The sequence below is a fragment of the Duganella sp. BJB1802 genome (assembly GCF_013369445.1).
GTDB classification, from domain to species: domain Bacteria; phylum Pseudomonadota; class Gammaproteobacteria; order Burkholderiales; family Burkholderiaceae_D; genus Rugamonas; species Rugamonas vulcania_A.
In genome coordinates, this window is the sequence record NZ_JABWEF010000003.1 from 423,854 (window position 1) to 445,299 (window position 21,446).

The following is a 21,446-nucleotide window of genomic DNA, read 5'->3' on the forward strand; positions in this document are numbered from 1 at the left end:
TGCCCGGCCGGGGCGTCAGATCGGGCGGGTGTGGTCGCGGTCGACCGCGCGGCGCTGGGGAGCCAGCAGCAGCCAGGTCGCCAGCGGCCACAGGGCCACGGCGATCACGCTTTCGACAAAGTAGAACCAGCCGGGGAATTTGCCGGACACGAAGAAGCGCACGATCAGCTGCACCGATTGCGCCATCAGCAGCAGCGGGAACACGTGCATGGCCTGCGTCAGCAGCGGGAACCACAGCACCCGGCGGTGCAGCATGATCGCGAAGTAGGACAGCAGCGTGTAGGCCAGCGCGTTCTCGCCCAGCAGCGTGGAGTCATGCACGTCCATCAGCAGGCCAAGGAAGAAGGCGGTGCCGATGCCGACCTTGCGCGGCTGGTGCACACCCCAGAACACCAGCACCAGCGCCACGAAGTCCGGCACGCCGATGAAGTTCCCCCAGGGGAGCAGGTTCAGTAGAAACGCGCAGAACAGGCTGAAGGCGATGAACAGCGGGCTGACCGGCAGCAGGATATAGTGGGGACGATTCATCGTGCCGGTTCCTTCGGTTTGGTGGCTGCAGGCGCGCCTGCGGCTGGCGCGGCGGCGGCGGGCGGCGCGCCGGCGGGCGGCGCGGCGGCCGGTGCGGCACCCCGCGCGGCCGGCGTTGCGACGGCTGGCGTACCGGTACCGGGCGTCGCGGGGGCCGCAGTGGTGGCGGCGGCGGGCGCAGGTTTCGGCGCGGGCGGCGGCATCACCGGCATCAGGCCGGGCGGGCCGGCCGGCGCGGCTGCGGGCGCGGTGCCGGCGGGCGCCGGATCGACGCCCTCTTTCGGCGCCTCCTTGATCGGCGCCATCTTGTTGTTGTGCTTCTTGAGCGTGCGCGCCTCCTCGTCCGGCGGACGCGGAGGCATCTCCGGCGTCGACATCAAAATCAGCAACTGCGTATGGTTGGAGATGCCGGCCAGCGGCTGGCACACCACGCCGCCGAACGATCCGGCCGCGCTGTTCTCCACCTGGCTCACGCGCGCCACCGCCAGGCCGGCCGGATAGACGCCGTCCAGGCCCGAGGTGACGACGATGTCGCCCACCTGGATGTCCGCGTTCGGCGCCGTGAAGCGCAACTCCAGCGCGCCGGACTTGCCGCGGCCATAGGCCACGCTGCGCAAGCCGTTGCGCAGCAGCTGCACGGGAATGGCCTGCTCCTTATCGGTCAGCAGCGTCACTTCGGAGGTAAAGGGGAACACGCGCGTGACCTGGCCGACCACGCCCTGGTTGTCGATCACCGGCAGCCCGAGGGCCACGCCCTGCTGCGTGCCACGGTCGAGGATCACCTTGCGGCTGTTGACGTCGCGCGCGTCGTACAGGATCTCGGCCAGCATGGATTTGACCGGCAGATGCTCGCGCGCGTCCATCAGGCGGCGCAGCTGGTTGTTCTCGGCCGTCTGGAGCTGGGCCTGTTGCAGCACCAGCGCGCCGGCGATCTGCTGGCGTTTCAGCTCGCGCACCTGCTTTTCCAGCGACGACAAAGAGGAGAAATAATCGCCGACGCCGTAGATGGCGTCGCGTGGCAGCAGGGCCGCCATTTGCAGCGGATACAGCACGGTACCCGCAACCTTGCGCACCGTTGCCAGCGTGTGCATGCGTGAATCGACCAGCAGCAGTGCAATCGAAATGCACGCAAAAACCGTCATCTTGACGCGGGCGGAGGCGCCTTGCTTGAAAAGTGGCGGAGGACTATATTCCATGACTTCCAATAATCCGGCGCTAGCGCGCCAACGAGACTGTCAACCCATCCCAATGCATCGGGGCCGCTGTTTCGCGGCCCCGTCTTGTCAGATCATTCGTAGGAGAAGATCGAGCCCAGTTGGTCCATCCGCTCCAGCGCCATGCCGGAGCCGCGCACCACGCAAGTCAGCGGATCTTCCGCCACCAGCACCGGCAAGCCGGTTTCCTCCATCAGCAGGCGATCCAGGTCGCGCAGCAGCGCGCCGCCGCCGGTCAGCATCATGCCTTTTTCCGCGATGTCGGCGCCCAGTTCGGGCGGCGTCTGTTCCAGCGCGTTCTTCACGGCCGAGACGATGTTGTTCAGCGGGTCGGTCAGCGCTTCGAGGATCTCGTTGGACGAAATCGTGAACGAGCGCGGAATGCCTTCGGACAGGTTGCGGCCCTTGACTTCCATTTCCTTCACTTCCGAACCAGGGAAGGCGGAACCGATGGCCTTCTTGATCGCTTCCGCAGTCTGTTCGCCGATCAGCATGCCGTAGTTGCGGCGGATGTAGTTGACGATGGCTTCGTCGAACTTGTCGCCGCCCACGCGCACGGAACCCTTGTACACCATGCCGCCCAGCGAGATGATGCCCACCTCGGTGGTGCCGCCGCCGATGTCGACCACCATCGAGCCGGTGGCATCCGACACCGGCAGGCCGGCGCCGATCGCCGCCGCCATCGGCTCTTCGATCAGGTAGACCTGCGAGGCGCCGGCGCCCAGCGCCGATTCGCGGATCGCGCGGCGCTCGACCTGGGTCGAGCCGCACGGCACGCAGATGATGATACGCGGCGAAGGACGGAAGAATTTGGAGTCGTGCACCATGCGGATGAACTGCTTGAGCATTTGCTCGGTGACGGTGAAGTCGGCGATCACGCCGTCTTTCATCGGGCGGATCGCCTCGATGTTGCCCGGGACCTTGCCCAGCATCTGTTTTGCTTCTTTACCGACCGCCTGGATCGTCTTCTTGCCGTTGGGGCCGCCTTCCTGGCGGATCGCGACTACCGAAGGTTCATCGAGGACGATGCCTTGGCCGCGAACGTAGATCAAAGTGTTGGCCGTGCCCAAGTCGATGGCCAGATCGGTGGAAATATACCTGCGTAAAAAACCAAACATGTGTGTCCTGTGGCGCTACTGGTGTGCGCGTAAGCCGTTAGAAAGAAATCCTGTGGTGAGGCGGCGGCTGCAATGATTCAGCGCCGGCAACGCATCAACCCGCCATTCTACCTTATAATTTGAATGCGATTTGCCGAAAATCCCGCCAAAAGTGTATCGGTTGAGTCCGCGAATTAAGCGGTAATCCTTTGCTTTTGCCAGCGAATAGGCAGAATTTCCAGTTTTTTATCAATATTACAATTAAACCTTGCGCGGCCCGTCCGCGCCATTCGCCATGTCCCTGACCCTATCCGACGTAACCCGCATTGCCAAACTGGCACAACTTGAGATGAGCGAGCAGCAGACCGCCACGGCGCTGGATCAATTGAATGGCATCTTCGCGCTGGCCGAACAGATGCAGGCGGTCGATACCGAAGGCGTCGCCCCGCTGAGCCATCCGCTGGCCGCGCACATGAACAACATCGCCCTGCGCCTGCGCGAAGACGTGGCCACCGAGGCCAATCGCCGCGAGGACTACCAGGCCGTCGCGCCCAAGACCCAGGACGGCCTGTACCTGGTGCCGAAAGTGATCGAATAAGAACGCCGCCGACGTCCCGACGCCTTCCCGATCACCGAATCTGAATTGAAACGCCATGCACACCAAAACCATTAAAGAGCTGTCCGCTCTGCTGCAAAGCAAAGCCATCACCGCCACCGAACTGGCGACGCACTTCCTCGACCGCATCGAAAAGAGCGACTTGAACGCCTTCCTGCACGTGGACCGCGCGCTGACCCTGGCGCAGGCCGCCGAGGCGGACGCCCGCATCGCCGCCGGCACCGCCACCCCGCTGACCGGCGTGCCGATCGCGCACAAGGACATCTTCGTCACCCGCGACTGGCGCTCGACCGCCGGCTCCAAAATGCTGGCCAACTACGTCAGCCCGTTCGACGCCACCGTGGTGGAGAAGTTCCGCGCGGCCGGCATGGTCACGCTGGGCAAATTGAACTGCGACGAATTCGCCATGGGCTCGGCCAACGAGAACTCGGCCTTCGGCGCGGTGAAGAACCCGTGGGACAAGAACGCCGTGCCTGGCGGTTCGTCGGGCGGTTCCGCCGCCGCCGTGGCCGCGCGCCTGGCGCCGGCCGTCACCGGCACCGACACCGGCGGTTCGATCCGCCAGCCGGCCGCGTTCTGCGGCATCACCGGCATCAAGCCGACCTACGGCCGCGTATCGCGCTTCGGCATGATCGCCTTCGCCTCGTCGCTGGACCAGGGCGGCCCGATGGCGCAAACCGCCGAGGACTGCGCGCTGCTGCTCAACGCCATGGCCGGTTTCGACGAACGAGACTCGACCTCGCTCACGCCTGAAATGGGCGGCATCGACGAGGACTACACCCGTGAACTGGGCCAGCCGCTGGCGGGCCTGCGCATCGGCGTGCCGAAGGAATACTTCGGCGAAGGCCTGGCCAAGGACGTGGAGGACGCCGTGCGCGCCGCGCTGGCCAAGTACGTCGAGATGGGCGCGACCTTGGTGGACATCTCGCTGCCGAACACCGCGCTGTCGATCCCTGCCTATTACATGATCGCGCCGGCCGAAGCATCGTCCAACCTGTCGCGCTTCGACGGTGTGCGCTACGGCCACCGCGCCGCCGAGTACAAGGACCTGTCGGACATGTACCGCAAGACCCGCGCCGAAGGCTTCGGCGCTGAGGTCAAGCGCCGCATCATGGTCGGCACCTATGTGCTGTGCCACGGCTACTACGACGCCTACTACCTCAAGGCGCAGAAGATCCGCCGCCTGATCGCGCAGGATTTCGAAGCGGTGCTGAACGGCCCGAACGCCGTCTGCGACGTCATCATGGGACCGGTCGCGCCGACCGTGGCCTGGGACCTGGGCGACAAGTCCGACGACCCGGTGGCCGCCTACCTGGCCGACATCTACACGCTGTCCACCAGCCTGGCCGGCCTGCCCGGCATGTCGATCCCGGTCGGCTTCGGCGCCAAGAACCGTCCCGTGGGCCTGCAGATCATCGGCAAGCATTTCGGCGAAGCGAAACTGCTGAACGTCGCCCACCAGTACCAGCTGGCGACCGACTGGCACACCCGCGCACCTGCCGGCATCTAACACACCAAATACAGCGAGAACAATATGGAATGGGAAGTCGTCATCGGTCTTGAGAACCACGTGCAGCTCACGACCGAATCTAAAATTTTCAGCGGATCGCCGATCAAGTTCGGCGCTGAACCCAACACCCAGGCCAGCCCCGTGGACCTGGCGCTGCCAGGCGTGCTGCCGGTGATGAACAAGCAGGCGGTGGACCGCGCGATCCGCTTCGGCCTGGCCGTGGGCGCGAAGATCGCGCCGGCGTCCATCTTCGCCCGCAAGAACTACTTCTATCCCGACCTGCCGAAGGGCTACCAGATCAGCCAATTCGAAGACCCTGTGGTCATCGGCGGCGCGCTGACCTTCGGCTACGAGAAGGACGGCGAATTCGTCACCAAGACCGTCAACCTGACGCGCGCCCACCTGGAAGAAGACGCCGGCAAATCGCTGCACGAAGACTACGCCGGCATGAGCGGCATCGATTTGAACCGCGCCGGCACGCCGCTGCTGGAAATCGTCTCCGAGCCTGAGATCCGCAGCGCGGCCGAAGCCGTGGCCTACGCCAAGGCGCTGCACTCGCTGGTGATGTGGCTGGGCGTCTGCGACGGCAACATGCAGGAAGGCTCGTTCCGCTGCGACGTCAACGTCTCCGTGCGTCCGAAAGGCCAGAAGGAATTCGGTACCCGCTGCGAAATCAAGAACCTGAACTCGTTCCGCTTCATCGAGGAAGCCGTGCACGTCGAAGTGCGCCGCCAGATCGAATTGATCGAAGACGGCGGCAAGGTGGTGCAAGCCACGCGCCTGTACGATCCGGACCGCAAAGAAACGCGCGAAATGCGCAGCAAGGAAGACGCGCAGGACTACCGCTACTTCCCGGACCCGGACCTGCCGCCGCTGGTCATCTCCGAAGAGTGGATCGCCAAGGTGAAGGCCTCGATGCCGGAACTGCCGGCCGCAATGCGCGAACGCTTCGTCAGCGAATACGCCCTGCCGGAATATGACTCGCTGGTGCTGACCGCGTCGAAAGCGATGGCGACCTACTTCGTCGCCGTGGTGGAAAAAGCCGGCAAGGAAAACGCCAAGGCCGCCGCCAACTGGCTGATGGGCGACGTCTCGTCGACGCTGAACCGCGAAGGCGTGGACATCGCCGACGCGCCGGTCTCGCCGGCGCAACTGGCGCTGATGTTGAAGCGCATCGCCGACGGCACCATCAACAACAAGACCGCCAAAGAACTGTTCGGCGACATGTGGGCGGCCAAGTCGTCCGACGACAACTTGGTCGATGTGCTGATCGACACCAAGGGCCTGAAGCAGATCTCCGACACCGGCGCGCTGGAAGCGATCGTCAACGACGTCATCGCCGCCAACGAAAAGTCGGTGGAGCAGTACCGCGCCGGCAAGGAAGCGGCGATCAACTCGCTGATCGGCCAGGCGATGAAAGCCTCGCGCGGCAAGGCCAATCCGGCGCAGCTGACCGAGCTGCTGAAGGCCAAACTGGCCGGCTGACAGCCTCCCTTCTGAAAAAACCGTCCGCCTGAACGCGTACAAGATCGCGTTCGGTGCCGACGGTTTTTTTTCGCCCCCCGCACGTCCGTGAGAATGCGCGAGTATTCACGGATCGCAAACTGCTATCCTGTTCAACCTTAAGACTACAGATCAAATTCAATGACCGATACGAGAATACGCCTGGCGGTTCCCGAAGACGCGGCAGCCATCGCCGCGATGGCCGTGGCGCTGACCGAGGAAATATCCCAGCGCCTGGGCGCGAAGACTTTCAACCTTGAGCTGCAAAAAACCGCGAGCTTGTGCCACGCCCTGCTGCGCGAGGAAAAATACCTGGCGCTGATCGCCATCGCGGAAGGCGAGGCGATCGGCTTCGTCGGCATCTCCGAAGGCCGCGCGCTGTACGCGGAGGGCGCGCTGGCGACCATGCAGGAATTCTTCGTCTCCCCGCCCTTCCGCGCGAACGGCGTCGGCGGGCTGCTGCTCAACGCCGCCGCCGAACTGGCGCGCAAGCGGCGCTGGAACCGCCTGGAAGTGTGCACGCCGCCGCTGCCGGAATTCGACCGCAGCCTGGCGTTCTATGAGCGCCATGGCTTCGAAGTCACCGGCGGCCGCAAGATGAAGCGCCTGTTCACGGAAGCCCAATGAAAAAACTGATCGCACTGCTGGCGTTGACCCTGTCCGCGCTGGCCCATGCCGATGTCGTCGATTGGCCGCTGAGCTATGACGGCCAGTCCACCAATACCTTCATCTGGGACAAGCGCGCCAAGCCGCTGATCCAGACGCGCGTGCCGTCCAAGTTGTCCAGGGACGTCATCGCTGGATTGGGCGGTCCGCCGGATCCGGTGTTCGTGGTGGACAAGCGCTACGTCAGCGCATCGGCATGCGAGGCGCACGCCTGCCCGGAAAAGGGCTTCTTCTGGATCGACACCCAGACCGGCCAAGGCCTGGGCGCGGTCATCTACGATGGCGAGCTGCGGCTGGGTTCCAACAGCCTGGGCGCGGCGCAGATACCGGCTGCCGCGCGGCGAGCGCTGATCGACTGGACGAGCGCCAACGACATCACGGTGACCAGTGTCGAATTCATCGACCGCACCGGCGCCAGCGCCAGCATCGACGCCGCGCAATTCAAGCCGGCGCCGCACTTCGAGCCTGCGGCCGGAGGTCCATCCTACGACTGCAAGGCCGCCGCCACGCGCGTGGAAAAAACCATCTGCGCCGATCCGGCACTGGCCAGCCAGGACCTGGCGATGGCCAAGCATGTCAAGGAACTGCGCCAAGGGTACGCCACCATCGCCGACCGCACCCTGCTGCGCGACTTCCAGCGCAAATGGCTGAAAGAGCGCGACGCCACCTGCGCCACGGCCGCCGACATCAACGCCTGCCTCGCCAGGCAGTACCAAGTGCAGGATGAGCGGTTGCGGAACTGGATTCCCGGTCGCTGAGCGATATTTAGTCTGAACCAGGGATCTTATGATCGGCAATTGGGAAAACACGCCAATGGCCTCCTTACTCAACGCTTTGCTTTTTCTGCTTCTGATTGTCGGGTCGCGCCTCGCGTGCGCTTCGGCGCCCCTGCTCACCGAGTACACCCATACCGCATGGACCGAGCTGAATGGCGCGCCGACGAGCGTGACCAAGTTCGCCCAGGGCGCCGACGGCTGGCTGTGGATCGCCACGCCTACCGGCCTGTTTCGCTTTGACGGCGTGCGTTTCGAACGCGCCGATAAGGTCTACGGTCATCCGCTCGATTCCAGCAACATCATGGCGCTGACCACCGCGCCCGATGGCGCGCTGTGGGTCGGCTACCGCATCGGCGGCGTGTCCGTGTTCAGGAGCGACGGCGCGCACACCTATGCGGAACGCGACGGATTGCAGCCGGTCGGCGTCATGCATATCGAGGCCGCCCCGGATGGCGCGATCTGGGCGGCGATGCGCGACGGCGTGGCTGTATTGGCGCCGGGCGCCAGCCGTTTCCGCTACCTGGGCCCCGAGGCGGGACTGCCAACCCTGGGCGTGTTCCAGATTATGTTCGCCCGCGATGGCACGACATGGATCGGAACGAATTCGGGCGCCTACTATCGCAAGCCGGGTGAGACCCGCTTCACGCAGGCGTGGCCGCATGTGGCGCTGGTATGGCTCTGCGAAGCGCCGGATGGCACCATATGGGGCAACGACTTCAAGGACGGCTACTACAAGGTTCGCACTTTGGCGCCCGCCGCCAGTGAATCGCCCAAACCGGAACTCGATGGCTACGGCATGATCTTCGACCGCCAGGGAACGATGTGGATGCTGCATACCGATAACCTGGAGCGCAAGGTGGCGCCGGCCGAATCCAGTCCGCCGGAGCAGCGCCTGTCGAAGGAAAATGGACTCAGCGGCCCGATGCTCAGCACGAAGTTCCTGGACCGCGAAGGCAATCTGTGGATCGGCACCTCGCGCGGAATAGACCGGCTGCGGCCGAACCGCTTGCGGACCATGCCCGTCGTCAAACAGCTGGAATACCCCGCGCTGGTGGCCGGCCCTTCAGGCGATGTCTGGGTGGGAGACTATGCCGCCGACCTTTGGCGCTACAACCTCGAAGGACGCGTCAGCCGCGAGGTCGCAGGTCCGCTGACGGCCAGTTACACGACGCCGGACGGCGTCCTGTGGGTGGGCGGAACGGAGTCCCTGCAACGGCGCGATCGCGATGGCACACTGACCTCGATTCCCTATCCGCCCGAACTGAAAGGCCTGCGCGTCCACGCCCTGCAGCAGGACCGCGATGGTGCCTTGTGGGCCTCGTTCGCATCGGGCAAAGGCGTGTACAAACTCATTGCGGGCCAATGGACCAAGTCGGGCGGCTTGCAGGACATCTCCGATCTGCTGGCGACGTCCATGGCCCGCGATGGCCAGGGCAGCTTGTGGATGGGCCATCTGCGCAACCTGGTCACGGTCATCGACGGCACCAAGTTGCGCACACTGGGCCCTGCGGACGGCCTGCAACTCGGGACGATCATGGACCTGTACTTCGACGGCAGCGCCATGTGGGTGGGCGGAGAACAGGGCGTCGCGCTCTATCGCGATGGCCGCTTCGCCGCCCTGCACGGCGAGCGCGGTGAAGATTTTCGCGGCGTCTCCGGCATCGTGCGGCTACCCGGCGGCGACCTGTGGCTGCACGGCGCCGACGGCCTGTATCGCATCGCCGCCGCCGATATCGCCGCATGGTTGAAGAACAGCCATACCGCCGTGGCTTTCGAACGCTTCGACGCGCAGGACGGCATGCAGGGCCACGCGCCGCAACTGCGGCCGGTGCCCTCGCTGATGCGCTCACGCGACGGCATGCTGTGGTACGCGACGACGGCTTCGATCGGCACCATCGACCCGGCCCATATCCTGCGCAATACGCTGCCGCCGCCGGTGGAGATAACCAGCGTGGTTGCCGACAACGCGCGCTACGCCATCCCGCAGACCCGCGCACTCGCCCTGCCGGCGGGCACGCAGAATCTGCAGGTCGACTTCACGGCCCTGAGCCTGTCGATACCCGAGCGGGTGCGGCTGCGCTACAGGCTGTCCGGCCTCGATTCCGCCTGGCAGGAGCCGGTGGGCCGCAGGCAGGCGTACTACACCAATCTGGCGCCGGGCAAATACCGGTTTGAGGTCATCGCGTCGAACGAGGACAATCTCTGGAATGCCAAGGGTGCCGCGTTGGAGATAGAGATCCCGCCGACATTTGTGCAAAGCGGCTGGTTCAAACTACTGCTGGTGGCGCTTGGCCTGCTGCTGCTGTGCTCCGCCTACGCGTTGCGGATCCGCTTCCTGACGCAGCGGATGCAGGAGCGCTTGCAGGAACGCCTGGCGGAACGCACGCGCATCGCGCGCGCCCTGCACGACACGCTGCTGCAAAGCATACAGGCGCTGCTCATGTCCTTCGATACGCACAGCCGCCACCTGAAGGAAGGCACGCAGGAGCGCACGCGCCTGGACCAGACGCTCAATCTCGCGGAACAGCTGCTGGTAGAGGGACGGGACCAGATCATGGACCTGAGGGCATCGGCCTCGCCGGATGCGCTGGAGCTGACGCTTGAACACTTCGGCAAAGGATTGGCCGAACATCGCTCGCATGCCTTCGACATGACGATCGGCGGTACGCCGAGGCCATTGCGTCCCAAGGTACATGAAGAGATCTACGCCATCGGCCGCGAGGCCCTGTTCAACGCCTCGCGCTACGCGGGCGCCGGCCGTATCGAACTCGCGCTGGAATACGGGGCCGGCGCCTTCGTCATGCGCGTGCGCGACAACGGCTGCGGGTTAGACGAATCGGTCGCCACAACCGGCCACCGGCCCGGCCATTGGGGCCTGACGGGAATGCGTGAGCGCGCACATGCCATCGGCGCCAGCCTGGATATCGACAGCAAGCCAGGCGCCGGCACGCAAATCACGGTGACGGTTCCCGGTAAGACGGCTTACTGAGCTCCCGATGACCATGAGCCTCCCACCCTCCTCGCTGACGCAACGCCTGATCGACATGGTCCGCTCCTCGGCGGAGCTGATGGCCGCGCTGTCGGCCGCCCGCAGCCTCGGGCTGGAAAGCTGGTGCATCGGCGCGGGCGCCGTCCGCACGCTGGTGTGGGATGCGCTGCACGGCCACGCTAGTCCCACGCCGCTGGCCGACGTCGACCTGGTCTACTTCGCCCCGCATGCGCCGCCGCGGCACGACGCCGAACTGGAAGCGCGGCTGCGCCAGCTGATGCCGGCGCTGGAATGGGAGGTGACCAACCAGGCGCACGTCCACGCATGGTTCATGCGCGAATTCGGCCGCGAGGTCGCACCGCTGCTATCGCTGGCGGATGGCGTGGCGACCTGGCCGGAGTACGCAACCTGCGTCGGCGTGATGCTGGCTGCGGACGATACCATCCTCGTGATCGCTCCACACGGCCTGGAAGATCTGTTCGAACTGCGCGTGCGGCACAACCCGGCCCGCGCCGATGCCGACACCTACCGGCACCGCATCGCATCCAAGCGCTTTGCGCAGCGCTGGCCGCTGCTGGCGATCGAATCACTCAAGTAAAGCCGCAATCGCCAGCGGCGTGCTGCTGGTGACGATCTGCCCCGCCTCCGGCAGCGCGGCGAAGCGATAGACGAACACCCTGAACGTGGCGACGACATCGCCACTGAAAGCCGGCCCCTCTTTCGCCGCCAGCATGGTGACGGCGCCACCGACCGCATGGAACTGCACCTGCGACGCGTCATTCTTCGGATACGAAAACTGCACGCCGGCGCAGCTCTTCCCGGCGGCCTCGCCGGAGTAGCGCAGATAGGCCAGCAACTGGTCGCAGGCGGTGCGCAGGTCGGCGGCCGCGTAGACGCCGTCCGGCCGCGTCACGATGGACACCCAGGCGCCGGACTTGAGCTGCCCCGCCTTGCGGTTCACGGTCAGTTCCGCGTTGTCGTCATAGGCCGCCTTGGAGAACGGGAACACCGCGCGGCCCAGCGCATCAAGCGGCAGCGCCAGGTGCGTGGCCTTGCTGTTGAGCGTCATCCGCAGGCCGTCCATCGCCACGCTCTTGTCGCGCGGGCGTATGCGGAAGTGATTCTGCAAAAACTGCTTGGGCTTGCCGTACTTTTCAAACCAGATCATCTGGCGATAGGCGTCGCGATACTCGATCCAGTCGGAGTCCTCCTGCGCGCCGGCGAACGCCGGCAGCAAGGCAAGACAGAGTAGGAGGAGTTTGAACATGCCGCTTAAAACCGGTAAGCCAGTCCGCTGGACCACGTGATGAAGTTGCGGCGGTCGACGAAGGGCGCTTCGGCCGGGCCGTTGCCCAGCCGCGCGCCGGTCACCGTGCTGTTGATCAGCCACTTGCTGCTCAAGGCCCAGTTCCAGTTGACGCCCACGCTCACCGACATCACGCCGGCGGAAGGATGGTAATCGCGCACGCCACCGGTGGCGGTGCGGACTTCATACAACTCGCGCATCACCGGATCGCTGGCCAGCGAAACGCCGGCCGACAGCGTCACCGTATGATGCGGCGCCGGCGACGGCAGGGTTTTCTGCACGCCGACCTGGCCACGGAAACCGCGGGCGCTGGTGTCGTACACGAGGTTCGACGTCACCCGCGCCTCGTCGCCAAGGTAGTGGTTATAAAATCCGCCGACATCGGCCGAGCCGCGAACAGGATGCGTGCCGCGCAGGCGCCGGCTGTCACCGGGATTGCGCGTATCGCTGGCGAGTATCAGCGGCCCATATTCCACGCCAGCCGTTTCGGACAGGTGCATCCCGAGCACGCCGTTGGCCGAGACAAAGATCCCGTTGCTCCACTGGACCTGGAACAACGGCCGCAGGATCACTGGGCGCGTCTCGCCCTCCGCCGCCGCCGTCCTGGTGGTGAAGGCCAGCCCCGCGTACATGTCCTTGCTCCCATCGGGCATCATCAACCCGGTGGTGTTTTCGGCCAGCGCCGGAGCGCACGCGGCCAACAGCAAAAGTAGCGGGGATAGCTTATTCATGTATTCCTTAAAAATCGAAACGCACGCCCAGCGCGAAACGATCTGTCTTGGCGGTGAAGCCGTCATGTTCGAGTTTATTGGTGTGTTCCAGTTCCAGCTGCAGCGCCACATCCCTGGTGACCAGGTAGGAGGCGCCCGCGCTCAGGTACAAGCCGGTCTTGTTAACCGACTCGCCAGCCGGAGCGTTCTTACCGCTGATATCCATCTTCAGCCGCCCCTGTCCGACGCCTGCCTTGCCGAACAGGGACCAGTCCTCGCTCAGCTTCCACGTCCCTCGCGCCGCCAGATAAGCGGTGCTGACGCGCGTCTTGAGCCGGTAACCGGGGCTGAGATCGAAGCTGGTCGAGCCGCCGTCGGTGCGGTAGCCGGCTTCCAGCGCCCACACCGGCGACAGGTCATATCCCGCAAACAGACCGATTGGGGTCGCCCTCTTGGCGGCACTGTGCTCGGTCGTCACACCGTTCTCGGTGTATTTGATATTGCCATCGGTCCGGGAGCTGACATTGGCGCCCACATACATCCCTTCGGCATGCGCCAGCGAGCTTGCGGCCAGAGCGACGAAAGCGGTGCAGATGATTTTTTTCATGTTCGGAATCCAGGTTGAAGTAGGAGCCTCCAATGTTAGGCACCCATCGCCACGGAATCCGCCTCGGTCTGTCGTTGAATTGTCCTCAATTTGTAGGCGCCATTTGTATAGAAAGTGTACGAATGTGTACCCGATTGTCGAAAATGCCACATGAGCACTGAGCTCCACTACAATACCCACGAAAACGGAGGCGCGATGCAGCGTGTAATGCTGGTGGAAGACGATGCGCGGCTGGCCGCGCTGGTCAAGGAATACCTGGACGAATACGATTACGCCGTCGACGTGGTGACACGCGGCGACCGTGCGCTCGACCATTTCCGCGATACCCAGCCGGACCTGGTGATACTCGACCTGACGCTGCCCGGCGTCGACGGCCTGGTGGTGTGCCGCCAGCTGCGCCAGCTCAGCGCCGTGCCTATCCTGATCCTGACCGCGCGCGAGGACAGCTTCGACGAAGTCTCCGGCCTCGAACAGGGCGCGGACGACTACGTCAACAAGCCGGTGCAGCCGCGCGTGCTGCTGGCCCGCCTGCGCGCATTGCAGCGGCGCGGCAGCGGCGTCGCCGGCAGCGACATCGTCATCGGCCAATTGCGCATCTCGCGCGAGAACCGCACGGTCCACTGGCGCGGCGGTGAGGTGGCGATGAACAGCACCGAGTTCAAACTGTTCGCGATCCTGGCCGGCGCCTCCGGCAAGGTCCTGTCGCGCAACGACATCCTGGTCAAGATGCGCGGCATCGAATTCGACGGCCTTGATCGCAGCATCGACAACTGCATCTCCCGCCTGCGCCGCAAGTTCGGCGACGGCGGTTCGGAGCGCATCAAGACCGTCTGGGGCGAAGGCTATCTGTTCAGCCCCTCGGCCTGGGAATGAACCGGCTTTTTTGGCGCTTCGCATTGCTGGTGGTGCTGGCCATCACGCTGGCAACCTGCGCGATCTACTTCACCTTCAGCCGCCTGTTCGGCGACCCGCTGGAGGAGATCGCGCGCCGCCAAGCCGCCGGCCAGATCTTCCTGCTGGAGCAGTACATCGACAAGGCGCCCGCCGACGAATGGCTGCCGCGCCTGAACAAGGTGCGCGAAGTATCCGAGGCCACGCTTGAACTGCAGCCGCTGAAGGACGCGCTGGCGGCGCTGCCCTCCTCCAAACGCGGCCAGCTGCTGCAAGGAGCGGTGGTGATCGACGTCGGCGGCAAGGGCTTCTACCGGCGCGTCGACACGACCGGCGCGCGCTACATCGGCAGCGACGACGACGTGATCCACGCGCAGCGCCTGCCCATCGACATCGGCCGGGCGCTGGGCATGGAGGCCATCCGCTTCGGCGTGATCGCGCTGTTCCTGCTGGTGCCGATAGGCTGGTGGTCGCGCCGGCACTGGCGCGGTCTGCTGGCGCTGTCGAAGGTGGCCGACGATTTCGGCCAGGGCGACCTGGCGGCGCGGGCCGAGGTGCGGCCCGCGTCCAGCATCGCGCCGCTGGCCGGCCGCATCAACGACATGGCCGAGCGTATTGGCTTGCTGATGGAAGCGCGCAAGAACCTGCTGCATTCGGTGTCGCACGAGCTGCGCACGCCGATCGCGCGGCTGGAGTTCGGCCTGGAGCTGCTGCGCGAGCGCCACGCGGACGACGATCCGGCGCTGCAAAAGCGCATCGCGGCCATGGAGACCGATGTCGAGGAATTGAAAACGCTGGTCAACGAGCTGCTTAGCCTGACGCAGCTCGACCAGGCGCAATCCATGCCGCGTCAGACGTTCGGGCTGGCGCCGTTGCTGCGGGAGTGCACACCGCCCGCCCACCTGCGCCAGCGGTTCAGCGCCAGCATCGCCGGCGACCTGGGCGAGTTGCAGGGCGACGCCCGCCTGCTGGCGCGCGCCGTCAACAACCTGCTGGGGAACGCCGCCAAGTACGCGGTGGGTCGCATCGTGCTGTCCGCCGCGCGCGACGGCGGCGCCCTGCGCATCGCCGTGGAGGACGACGGCCCCGGCATCCCATCCGAAGCGCGCGAGCGCGTGTTCGAGCCGTTCTACCGCCTGGAGCGCGAACAGGACTACGCCGCCAGCGGCTACGGCCTGGGCCTGGCCATCACCGCCAAAGCCGTCCAGCTGCACGGCGGCGCCATCGCCGTCGACGATTCCCCGCTGGGCGGCGCGCGCTTCACCATCACTTTATAGACAAACCTGTCTACACAAAGCAACACGTCGCAGCGGCGCTGAAAACTAAAGTATACATTTTTGTCTAGACATACTAATCTACAAATACTTTAGCAAGCCGACAAGAGACACCCATGAGCATACCCAAACCAACCGCCGCCGAACTCGATCTGCTGCAGGCCCTGTGGCCGCTCGGCTCGGCCACCGCCAAGCAGGTACACGAAGCCATGCTGGAAGAGAAACCGGACCTGGCCTACGGCACCGTGCTGCGGCTGATGCAGATCATGCACACCAAGGGCATCCTGATCCGCGACGAGAGCCAACGCTCGCACGTCTACGCGCCGGCACAGGCGCAGGACGCGCTGCAAACCAATCTGCTGAAGGACTTGATGCAGAAGGCCTTCGCCGGCTCGGCCAAGGCGCTGGTGCTGGCGGCGCTACGCTCCGGCATATCGAAGAAGGAGCGCGAAGAGATCGAGAAAATCCTCAAGGATGAGAAAAAATGAGCCCTTTCGTTTTCGCCCTCGGCCTGACGCTGATGCACTTCCTGTGGCAAGGCCTGCTGCTGGGCTGCGCTACCGCCATCGCCCTCACGCTGCTGCGCAACAGCCGCGCCGAATACCGCTACCTGGTGGCCTGCTCGGCGCTGATGGCCTGCCTGTGCTGGCCGGCGGTCGAGCTGTATCAGCGCCTGTACTGCGCCACGGACGGCGCAACCGTCATCGGCGCCGGCTTGCTGCGTCAAGCCGCGCAGAGCATGGTCGGCGGCGGCGAACCATTCGACTTGCGCGACTCGATGCGCGGCATCGTCAGCCTGTGGGCCTTGTGCGCCGTGCTGCTGTCACTGCGCATGATCCTCGGCCTGCTGTGGATAGACCGCGCCGCCAAACAATGCGACTGCGCCCACCGCCAGGACCAGTTGCGCTGGGAAGCGCAGCTGCAACGGCTGGCGGCGCGCTTCGGCGTGGACCGCGCGGTGCGGCTGCGCATCGTCGACTCCATCGCCAGTCCAATCACGGCTGGCTGGTGGCGGCCGGTGGTGCTGCTGCCGGCCGCGCTGGTGGCGGGCATGCCGCCCGATCTGCTGGAGGCGCTGCTGGCGCACGAAATGGCGCACATCCAGCGCCACGATTACCTGGTCAACCTGCTGCAGAACGTGATCGAAACGCTGCTGTTCTACCACCCTGCCGTCTGGTGGATTTCGAACCGCATCCGCGTCGAGCGCGAACTGATCGCGGATGATTTCGCAGCAAGGCAGCTCGGCGAACCGCGGCGCCTGGCCCTTGCACTTTCGGAGCTGGAGCGTCTCCAGTTCTCAACTCACCACCTGGCCTAAGCGGCCAATGGAGGAAATTTGATGGATCGTATTCAACGTTTGTGCCGCCCTGCACCGCAGGCCTTGAACTGGAAAGCCGCCGTGCCGATGCTGGGACTGGCGCTGGCCTGCATGTCGATCTACGCGGAGGCCGTGGCCGCCGACAAGGTCGCCGAGCAGACGGTGCACGCCCTGGCCGACTTCAGCACGTGCGACAAGCCGAAATGGCCGGAAGGCGCGATGGCCCGCAAGGAAAGCGGCACCGTTACGCTGAAGTTCCTGGTCGGCGCCGACGGCAAGTTCAAGAAATCGCAGGTGCAGAAATCCAGCGGCCACCAGGACCTGGACGAAGCGGCCCGCGCCGGCATCGAGAAGTGCGGCTTCAAGCCCGCCCTCAAGGCCGGCAAGCCGGTGGAGTCCTGGATGCAGTTGCAGTACGTCTGGGTGCTGGAGTGAGCCTCAGTGGGCAGGGCTTAACGCCATCCAGTCCAGGATGTCGGCGAAGACCTGCTCGCGATTGAGTTCGTTGAAGTTCTCGTGATAGTTCTGCGGATGCCGCTGGTAGGTCAACAGCGCCGGCGGCACCGATTTCAGCATGCGCTCCGCCGCGTCGGCGTCGGCAAGCTTGTCGTCGCCGGCCACCACCGCGAACAGGCGGTGCGACCATGCGGGCATGCGCGTCGCCAGTCCCTGCTGCGCATTGGTCAGCGCGTTGGCGAAACGGACCGTGATCTCGGTGGCGCGGATGCCGTCGCGCTCATCGTCGTGATGGCGGGCGGTGATGGCGCTATCGTGGGTCAGCAGATCGGTCAGCGGCGCCAGCGGCACCTTCATGCGCGGCGCCAGCGCGCCCAGCACGCCGGCCATCGCCTGCAGCACCGGCGACACCTTGATCGCGTTCACGTAGTACGGCGACGACAGGATGAAGCCTTTGATGGCGGGATCGCCGGCGAAGTGGCCCAGGCCCAGGTGGGTGGCGATCAGCGCACCCATCGAATGGCCCATCACGTAGACCGGCACGCCCGGATACTGCTGCTTGACCCACTGCAGGAATACCACGCTGTCGTCCAGGAAGACATGGAAGCCGGGGATGTCGACGCGGCGCGCGTCCTGGTGTCCGCACAGGTCGTAGGCCACGGTGGCGATGCCGTGCTGGCGGAAGTACAGCGCCGGCGTGACGTAGTCACCCGCGTGCGCCATGCCGCCGTGGATGGCCAGTATCACCGCGCGCGGCGCAACGCCGGCCGGCTCCCAGATGTGGACGCGGCGCTCGGCCTGCGGGCCGGCGCGGAAGCTGGCCAGGCGGTCTTCGGCAAACCGCATCAGGCGGTGATGCTCAGATTGATGCCCATTTCGACCAGCAGCTTCAGGTCGGCCAGCGAGAAGTCCAGGCTGGGGGTGGCTTCGCCGCGTTCGGTGGTGAAGGAGATGCGCAGCTCGGCGTCCACGTCGGAACGCTCGAAGTGGATGCCGCGTGCCTGGCACTCGGCCAGGTAGTGGCGGATCTGCTTGAGCAGCGCGTCCGGGTTCATGTCGGTACCGACCGCGACGTAGAAGCCGGAATCGATGCGTACCCGGCCGTCGGGCTTGACGTCGCCCTTTTGCCAGTCGCTGTCCGGCTCGGTCGGCAGGCCGTCGCGGACGTCGATCAAACCTTCGTCGTCGCCATGCACCTTCAGGGTTGCGATGTTCATGAATTAGCCTTTATCATCTCCGGAATACCGAATTAGGTTACACCAAAGAAATTTCAAAGTCTAGCAATATGGCTTGTTAGACAATACCGTAACGGGTGCGGTAGGCGGCCACCGCATCCTTGTATTGCAACAGCTGCGGATCGGCGCCGGCGCCGTTCAGGTAGCTGAACAGGTCGTCCAGGTTGCCGATCGAAATCACCGGGATGTTGTAGGTCTTGGCCACTTCCTGCACCGCCGAGTTGGGCGACAGCTGGCCGTCCTTGCCCGAGCGCTCCATGCGGTCCAGCGCGATCAGCACGGCGCATGGTTCGGCGCCGGCGGCGCGTATCATGTCCACCGACTCGCGCACCGAGGTGCCGGCCGAGATCACGTCGTCGATGATGACGACCTTGCCCTGCAGCTTGGCGCCGACGATGGTGCCGCCCTCGCCGTGGTCCTTGGCTTCCTTGCGGTTGAAGGCGAACGAGGTGTTGCGGCCCTTGCCGGCCAGCGCCACCGCGGTGGCCGAGGCCAGCGTGATGCCCTTGTAGGCGGGGCCGAACAGCATATCGAACTCGACGCCGGAATCGAGCAGCGTCTGGGCGTAGAACTGGGCCAGCTGGGCCAGCGTGGCGCCGTCATGGAACAGGCCGGCGTTGAAGAAGTACGGCGACTGGCGCCCGGCCTTGGTGGTGAACTCACCGAAGCGCAACACACCGGTCTTGACCGAAAATTCGATAAATTGCTGACGTAAGCTGTCCATACTGCCTCATTTCTGTAAAGTGCCTGTATTTTACCGCTACACTAGCGCATTCCAAAATTTACGCATTGAATCGACCATGCCAAAAATCATCTCCGCCAATCTGAACGGCATCCGTTCCGCCTCGAGCAAGGGCTTCTTCAAATGGATGGCCACGCAGGACGCCGATTTCGTCTGTGTGCAGGAATTGAAGGCCCAGGCGCCGGACATGACGCCGGAATTCCTCAACCCGGGCGGCTACCACGGCCACTTCCACTATGCAGAGAAGAAGGGCTATTCCGGCACCGGCGTCTACAGCAAGATCGAGCCGGACCGCGTGGTGATCGGCTTCGGCTCGCCGGAGTTCGATGCCGAGGGGCGCTACGTGCGTTGCGATTTCGGCAACCTGACGGTGATTTCGGTGTACTGCCCGTCGGGTTCGTCGGGGCCGGAGCGCCAGGAGGCCAAGTTCCGCTTCATGGACCTGTTCCTGCCGCACCTGCAGTCGCTGCACGCCGAGGGGCGCGAAGTGGTGATCTGCGGCGACTGGAACATCGCCCACAAGGAGATCGACCTGAAGAACTGGAAGGGCAACAAGAAGAATTCCGGCTTCCTGCCGGAGGAGCGCGAATGGATGACGCGCATCTTCGACGAGGTGGGCTTTGTGGACGTGCACCGCGGGCTCGATCCGCGCGAAGAGCAATACACCTGGTGGAGCAACCGCGGCCAGGCCTACGCCAAGAACGTCGGCTGGCGCATCGACTACCACGTCGCCACGCCTGGCATCGCCGCCAAGGCCACCACGGTAGCGATCTACAAGGAAGAAAAGTTCTCCGACCACGCGCCGTTGACCATCGAGTACGCTGGCATTTAAGCCTGCCCCTCTTCTCATCAATGATTGATCAAGGCCCGGCAATCTGGTAACTTCGGATGAGGGGAGACGCCACAAAATGGACATCATCGGGACAGGTTGTTATCCATTGAGCCAAGCCGCACGGCTGGTTGGCGCGGAGCCGCGCGCGCTGCGCCGATGGCTACTCGGCTACTCGCGAAAATACCAAGGCAAGCAGGTCCGTTCGGAGCCGCTCTGGACCACGCAACTTAAAGACGAAGAGCTACCCGAAGACATCATCGGTTTCCGGGACTTGCTTGAAGCGCGCATGGTGACCGCATTTGTCCGCCATGGTGTCGACCTCAAAGTTATTCGCGCAACGATAGCATCGGCGGCGCAGCATTTCGGGATTGCCTATCCATTGACGCAACAGCAGTTCCTCACGGACGGGAAGCGCATATTTTTGGAAGCCGTCGAGCAGGCCACGGGTGAGCCCAAAATGATAGACGTGGTGCGAAAACAGTTCGTTTTTTCCGACATCATCAAGCCTTCCTTATATGCCGGCATCGAATATGGCGACGAGGGTGCGGTGCGCTGGTTCCCACTCGGAAAGCGGAAGACGATCGTCTTGGACCCCTCATTGCAATTCGGTACGCCGATCGTCACCCAAGCAGCCATTCCGACAGACACCATTTATGCATCCTACCTGGCCGAAGGACGCGACAAGGGAATGGTTGCCCGCGTATTCGACATCACGCCCAGGATGGTAAGCGACGCTGTGGAATTTGAAGAAAGACTTGCGGCTTGAAGTTCTTCTTCGATAATAATTTATCCCGTTATCTCGCTCATGGCATCCGGGAGCTATCTGGCGTCACACCAGAGGTGGAAGAGGTTCTTCATTTAAGTGACCGCTTTGCACGCGACGCGCCCGACCTTACATGGATAGGCGAGCTTTCCAATGATGGTCCGTGGTACATCGTCTCCATCGACCGCTTTAAAAAGCAGCATGGCGCCGAACGCGAAGCCATCCGCAGAGCTGGTCATACAGTTTTCATCCTGGACGCGCAATGGTCCCGACAAGGATTTTGGCAGCAGTCAGAACGCCTGGTCAGATGGTGGCCACAGATAGTCGCCTATTCCGCGCTAGTGAGTGGCGGCGCATACCGCGTACCTTGGCAGCACTCCCCCGCGACCAAGCTCCAGGCGATCACCTTCTAA

The 21,446-nt window shown here is 64.3% G+C and carries 24 protein-coding genes; 15 read left to right on the plus strand and 9 right to left on the minus strand.

Going from position 1 to position 21,446, the window contains the following annotated elements; translation table 11 throughout:
- Nucleotides 1-15: 15 nt before the first annotated feature.
- The 3 genes from mreD to HUX88_RS07395 form a co-directional block, all read right to left on the minus strand.
- The gene (gene mreD / locus HUX88_RS07385; RefSeq protein WP_008445012.1) at nt 16-528 is read right to left on the minus strand and encodes a rod shape-determining protein MreD; all 513 of its coding nucleotides are present in this window, start codon (nt 526-528) and stop codon (nt 16-18) included.
- Complete coding sequence (gene mreC / locus HUX88_RS07390; RefSeq protein ID WP_176361327.1) at nt 525-1,724, minus strand: rod shape-determining protein MreC; 1,200 nt, start codon at nt 1,722-1,724, stop codon at nt 525-527. Before mreC ends, mreD begins: the two co-directional genes overlap by 4 nt.
- A 92-nt stretch (nt 1,725-1,816) precedes the next feature.
- A complete protein-coding gene (locus HUX88_RS07395; RefSeq protein WP_008445008.1) occupies nt 1,817-2,860 on the minus strand; it encodes a rod shape-determining protein in 1,044 nt (347 codons plus the stop codon).
- A gap of 274 nt (nt 2,861-3,134) precedes the next feature.
- On the opposite strand from HUX88_RS07395, the gene gatC reads away from it, so the two are divergent.
- The 7 genes from gatC to HUX88_RS07430 all read left to right on the plus strand — a co-directional run bounded on the left by gatC (nt 3,135) and on the right by HUX88_RS07430 (nt 11,497).
- Nucleotides 3,135-3,437, plus strand: coding sequence for an Asp-tRNA(Asn)/Glu-tRNA(Gln) amidotransferase subunit GatC (gene gatC / locus HUX88_RS07400; protein ID WP_117013317.1), 303 nt, complete (start codon nt 3,135-3,137; stop codon nt 3,435-3,437).
- A gap of 55 nt (nt 3,438-3,492) precedes the next feature.
- Nucleotides 3,493-4,965 carry an Asp-tRNA(Asn)/Glu-tRNA(Gln) amidotransferase subunit GatA gene (gene gatA / locus HUX88_RS07405; RefSeq protein ID WP_117012827.1) on the plus strand — a complete coding sequence of 491 codons (1,473 nt, stop codon included), beginning with the start codon at nt 3,493-3,495 and terminating at the stop codon, nt 4,963-4,965.
- Between the two features lie 24 nt (nt 4,966-4,989).
- On the plus strand, nt 4,990-6,450 hold the full coding sequence (gene gatB, locus HUX88_RS07410; protein ID WP_161088044.1) for an Asp-tRNA(Asn)/Glu-tRNA(Gln) amidotransferase subunit GatB: 1,461 nt from the start codon (nt 4,990-4,992) through the stop codon (nt 6,448-6,450).
- A 159-nt stretch (nt 6,451-6,609) separates the two neighbouring features.
- Entirely contained in the window at nt 6,610-7,095 is a 486-nt protein-coding gene (locus tag HUX88_RS07415; protein ID WP_161088043.1) for a GNAT family N-acetyltransferase, read from the plus strand.
- Nucleotides 7,092-7,892, plus strand: a complete 801-nt coding sequence (locus tag HUX88_RS07420) for a lysozyme inhibitor LprI family protein (RefSeq protein WP_176361328.1) — start codon at nt 7,092-7,094, stop codon at nt 7,890-7,892. The genes HUX88_RS07415 and HUX88_RS07420 overlap by 4 nt, the downstream gene beginning before the upstream one ends.
- A gap of 187 nt (nt 7,893-8,079) precedes the next feature.
- Nucleotides 8,080-10,899, plus strand: coding sequence for a triple tyrosine motif-containing protein (locus HUX88_RS07425; protein ID WP_373886757.1), 2,820 nt, complete (start codon nt 8,080-8,082; stop codon nt 10,897-10,899).
- A gap of 7 nt (nt 10,900-10,906) precedes the next feature.
- Nucleotides 10,907-11,497 (plus strand): nucleotidyltransferase family protein, encoded by a 591-nt coding sequence (locus tag HUX88_RS07430; RefSeq protein ID WP_373886758.1) that lies wholly within the window; start codon nt 10,907-10,909, stop codon nt 11,495-11,497.
- Here HUX88_RS07430 and HUX88_RS07435 read toward each other — a convergent pair.
- The 3 genes from HUX88_RS07435 to HUX88_RS07445 are packed head-to-tail and all read right to left on the minus strand — an operon-like array spanning nt 11,486 to nt 13,522.
- Nucleotides 11,486-12,166: a hypothetical protein gene (locus HUX88_RS07435; RefSeq protein WP_176361330.1), complete on the minus strand. Its 681-nt coding sequence runs from the start codon at nt 12,164-12,166 to the stop codon at nt 11,486-11,488. The two genes, HUX88_RS07430 and HUX88_RS07435, sit on opposite strands and share 12 nt — an antisense overlap.
- A 5-nt stretch (nt 12,167-12,171) precedes the next feature.
- Nucleotides 12,172-12,936, minus strand: coding sequence for a MipA/OmpV family protein (locus HUX88_RS07440; protein WP_176361331.1), 765 nt, complete (start codon nt 12,934-12,936; stop codon nt 12,172-12,174).
- Nucleotides 12,937-12,943: 7 nt separating this feature from the next.
- Nucleotides 12,944-13,522, minus strand: a complete 579-nt coding sequence (locus HUX88_RS07445; protein ID WP_117012820.1) for a porin family protein — start codon at nt 13,520-13,522, stop codon at nt 12,944-12,946.
- A 195-nt stretch (nt 13,523-13,717) separates the two neighbouring features.
- Here HUX88_RS07445 and HUX88_RS07450 point away from each other — a divergent pair, with 195 nt between their 5' ends.
- From HUX88_RS07450 to HUX88_RS32140, 5 genes are all read left to right on the plus strand, one after another.
- Nucleotides 13,718-14,395, plus strand: a complete 678-nt coding sequence (locus HUX88_RS07450) for a response regulator transcription factor (RefSeq protein WP_176361377.1) — start codon at nt 13,718-13,720, stop codon at nt 14,393-14,395.
- Nucleotides 14,392-15,690, plus strand: a complete 1,299-nt coding sequence (locus HUX88_RS07455; protein ID WP_176361333.1) for an ATP-binding protein — start codon at nt 14,392-14,394, stop codon at nt 15,688-15,690. The genes HUX88_RS07450 and HUX88_RS07455 overlap by 4 nt, the downstream gene beginning before the upstream one ends.
- Before the next feature lie 113 nt (nt 15,691-15,803).
- A complete protein-coding gene (locus tag HUX88_RS07460) occupies nt 15,804-16,175 on the plus strand; it encodes a BlaI/MecI/CopY family transcriptional regulator (RefSeq protein WP_117012818.1) in 372 nt (123 codons plus the stop codon).
- On the plus strand, nt 16,172-17,005 hold the full coding sequence (locus HUX88_RS07465; protein ID WP_229219232.1) for a M56 family metallopeptidase: 834 nt from the start codon (nt 16,172-16,174) through the stop codon (nt 17,003-17,005). Before HUX88_RS07460 ends, HUX88_RS07465 begins: the two co-directional genes overlap by 4 nt.
- A gap of 21 nt (nt 17,006-17,026) precedes the next feature.
- Entirely contained in the window at nt 17,027-17,440 is a 414-nt protein-coding gene (locus HUX88_RS32140) for an energy transducer TonB (RefSeq protein WP_229219233.1), read from the plus strand.
- A gap of 3 nt (nt 17,441-17,443) precedes the next feature.
- Here HUX88_RS32140 and HUX88_RS07470 read toward each other — a convergent pair whose 3' ends face one another.
- From HUX88_RS07470 to pyrE, 3 genes are all read right to left on the minus strand, one after another.
- Nucleotides 17,444-18,307 (minus strand): alpha/beta fold hydrolase, encoded by an 864-nt coding sequence (locus tag HUX88_RS07470; RefSeq protein WP_176361334.1) that lies wholly within the window; start codon nt 18,305-18,307, stop codon nt 17,444-17,446.
- On the minus strand, nt 18,307-18,678 hold the full coding sequence (locus HUX88_RS07475; RefSeq protein ID WP_117012815.1) for a hypothetical protein: 372 nt from the start codon (nt 18,676-18,678) through the stop codon (nt 18,307-18,309). The genes HUX88_RS07470 and HUX88_RS07475 overlap by 1 nt, the downstream gene beginning before the upstream one ends.
- Before the next feature lie 76 nt (nt 18,679-18,754).
- Nucleotides 18,755-19,420, minus strand: coding sequence for an orotate phosphoribosyltransferase (gene pyrE, locus HUX88_RS07480; RefSeq protein ID WP_117012814.1), 666 nt, complete (start codon nt 19,418-19,420; stop codon nt 18,755-18,757).
- Between the two features lie 76 nt (nt 19,421-19,496).
- Here pyrE and HUX88_RS07485 point away from each other — a divergent pair, with 76 nt between their 5' ends.
- From HUX88_RS07485 to HUX88_RS07495, 3 genes are all read left to right on the plus strand, one after another.
- A complete protein-coding gene (locus tag HUX88_RS07485; RefSeq protein WP_176361335.1) occupies nt 19,497-20,270 on the plus strand; it encodes an exodeoxyribonuclease III in 774 nt (257 codons plus the stop codon).
- A 76-nt stretch (nt 20,271-20,346) separates the two neighbouring features.
- A complete protein-coding gene (locus HUX88_RS07490) occupies nt 20,347-21,036 on the plus strand; it encodes a DUF433 domain-containing protein (RefSeq protein WP_176361336.1) in 690 nt (229 codons plus the stop codon).
- The gene (locus tag HUX88_RS07495) at nt 21,033-21,446 is read left to right on the plus strand and encodes a hypothetical protein (protein WP_176361337.1); all 414 of its coding nucleotides are present in this window, start codon (nt 21,033-21,035) and stop codon (nt 21,444-21,446) included. Before HUX88_RS07490 ends, HUX88_RS07495 begins: the two co-directional genes overlap by 4 nt.

Coding starts and splice junctions, on each gene's coding strand:
- HUX88_RS07415 (WP_161088043.1), top strand. CDS start 6,610: ATGACCGATACGAGAATACGCCTGGCGGTTCCCGAAGACGCGGCAGCC.
- HUX88_RS07475 (WP_117012815.1), bottom strand. CDS start 18,678: ATGAACATCGCAACCCTGAAGGTGCATGGCGACGACGAAGGTTTGATC.
- HUX88_RS07465 (WP_229219232.1), top strand. CDS start 16,172: ATGAGCCCTTTCGTTTTCGCCCTCGGCCTGACGCTGATGCACTTCCTG.
- gatC (WP_117013317.1), top strand. CDS start 3,135: ATGTCCCTGACCCTATCCGACGTAACCCGCATTGCCAAACTGGCACAA.
- HUX88_RS07470 (WP_176361334.1), bottom strand. CDS start 18,307: ATGCGGTTTGCCGAAGACCGCCTGGCCAGCTTCCGCGCCGGCCCGCAG.
- HUX88_RS07450 (WP_176361377.1), top strand. CDS start 13,718: ATGCAGCGTGTAATGCTGGTGGAAGACGATGCGCGGCTGGCCGCGCTG.
- gatB (WP_161088044.1), top strand. CDS start 4,990: ATGGAATGGGAAGTCGTCATCGGTCTTGAGAACCACGTGCAGCTCACG.
- gatA (WP_117012827.1), top strand. CDS start 3,493: ATGCACACCAAAACCATTAAAGAGCTGTCCGCTCTGCTGCAAAGCAAA.
- HUX88_RS07435 (WP_176361330.1), bottom strand. CDS start 12,166: ATGTTCAAACTCCTCCTACTCTGTCTTGCCTTGCTGCCGGCGTTCGCC.
- pyrE (WP_117012814.1), bottom strand. CDS start 19,420: ATGGACAGCTTACGTCAGCAATTTATCGAATTTTCGGTCAAGACCGGT.
- mreC (WP_176361327.1), bottom strand. CDS start 1,724: ATGGAATATAGTCCTCCGCCACTTTTCAAGCAAGGCGCCTCCGCCCGC.
- HUX88_RS07455 (WP_176361333.1), top strand. CDS start 14,392: ATGAACCGGCTTTTTTGGCGCTTCGCATTGCTGGTGGTGCTGGCCATC.
- HUX88_RS07395 (WP_008445008.1), bottom strand. CDS start 2,860: ATGTTTGGTTTTTTACGCAGGTATATTTCCACCGATCTGGCCATCGAC.
- HUX88_RS07490 (WP_176361336.1), top strand. CDS start 20,347: ATGGACATCATCGGGACAGGTTGTTATCCATTGAGCCAAGCCGCACGG.
- HUX88_RS32140 (WP_229219233.1), top strand. CDS start 17,027: ATGGATCGTATTCAACGTTTGTGCCGCCCTGCACCGCAGGCCTTGAAC.
- HUX88_RS07420 (WP_176361328.1), top strand. CDS start 7,092: ATGAAAAAACTGATCGCACTGCTGGCGTTGACCCTGTCCGCGCTGGCC.
- HUX88_RS07460 (WP_117012818.1), top strand. CDS start 15,804: ATGAGCATACCCAAACCAACCGCCGCCGAACTCGATCTGCTGCAGGCC.
- HUX88_RS07445 (WP_117012820.1), bottom strand. CDS start 13,522: ATGAAAAAAATCATCTGCACCGCTTTCGTCGCTCTGGCCGCAAGCTCG.
- mreD (WP_008445012.1), bottom strand. CDS start 528: ATGAATCGTCCCCACTATATCCTGCTGCCGGTCAGCCCGCTGTTCATC.
- HUX88_RS07440 (WP_176361331.1), bottom strand. CDS start 12,936: ATGAATAAGCTATCCCCGCTACTTTTGCTGTTGGCCGCGTGCGCTCCG.
- HUX88_RS07430 (WP_373886758.1), top strand. CDS start 10,907: ATGACCATGAGCCTCCCACCCTCCTCGCTGACGCAACGCCTGATCGAC.
- HUX88_RS07485 (WP_176361335.1), top strand. CDS start 19,497: ATGCCAAAAATCATCTCCGCCAATCTGAACGGCATCCGTTCCGCCTCG.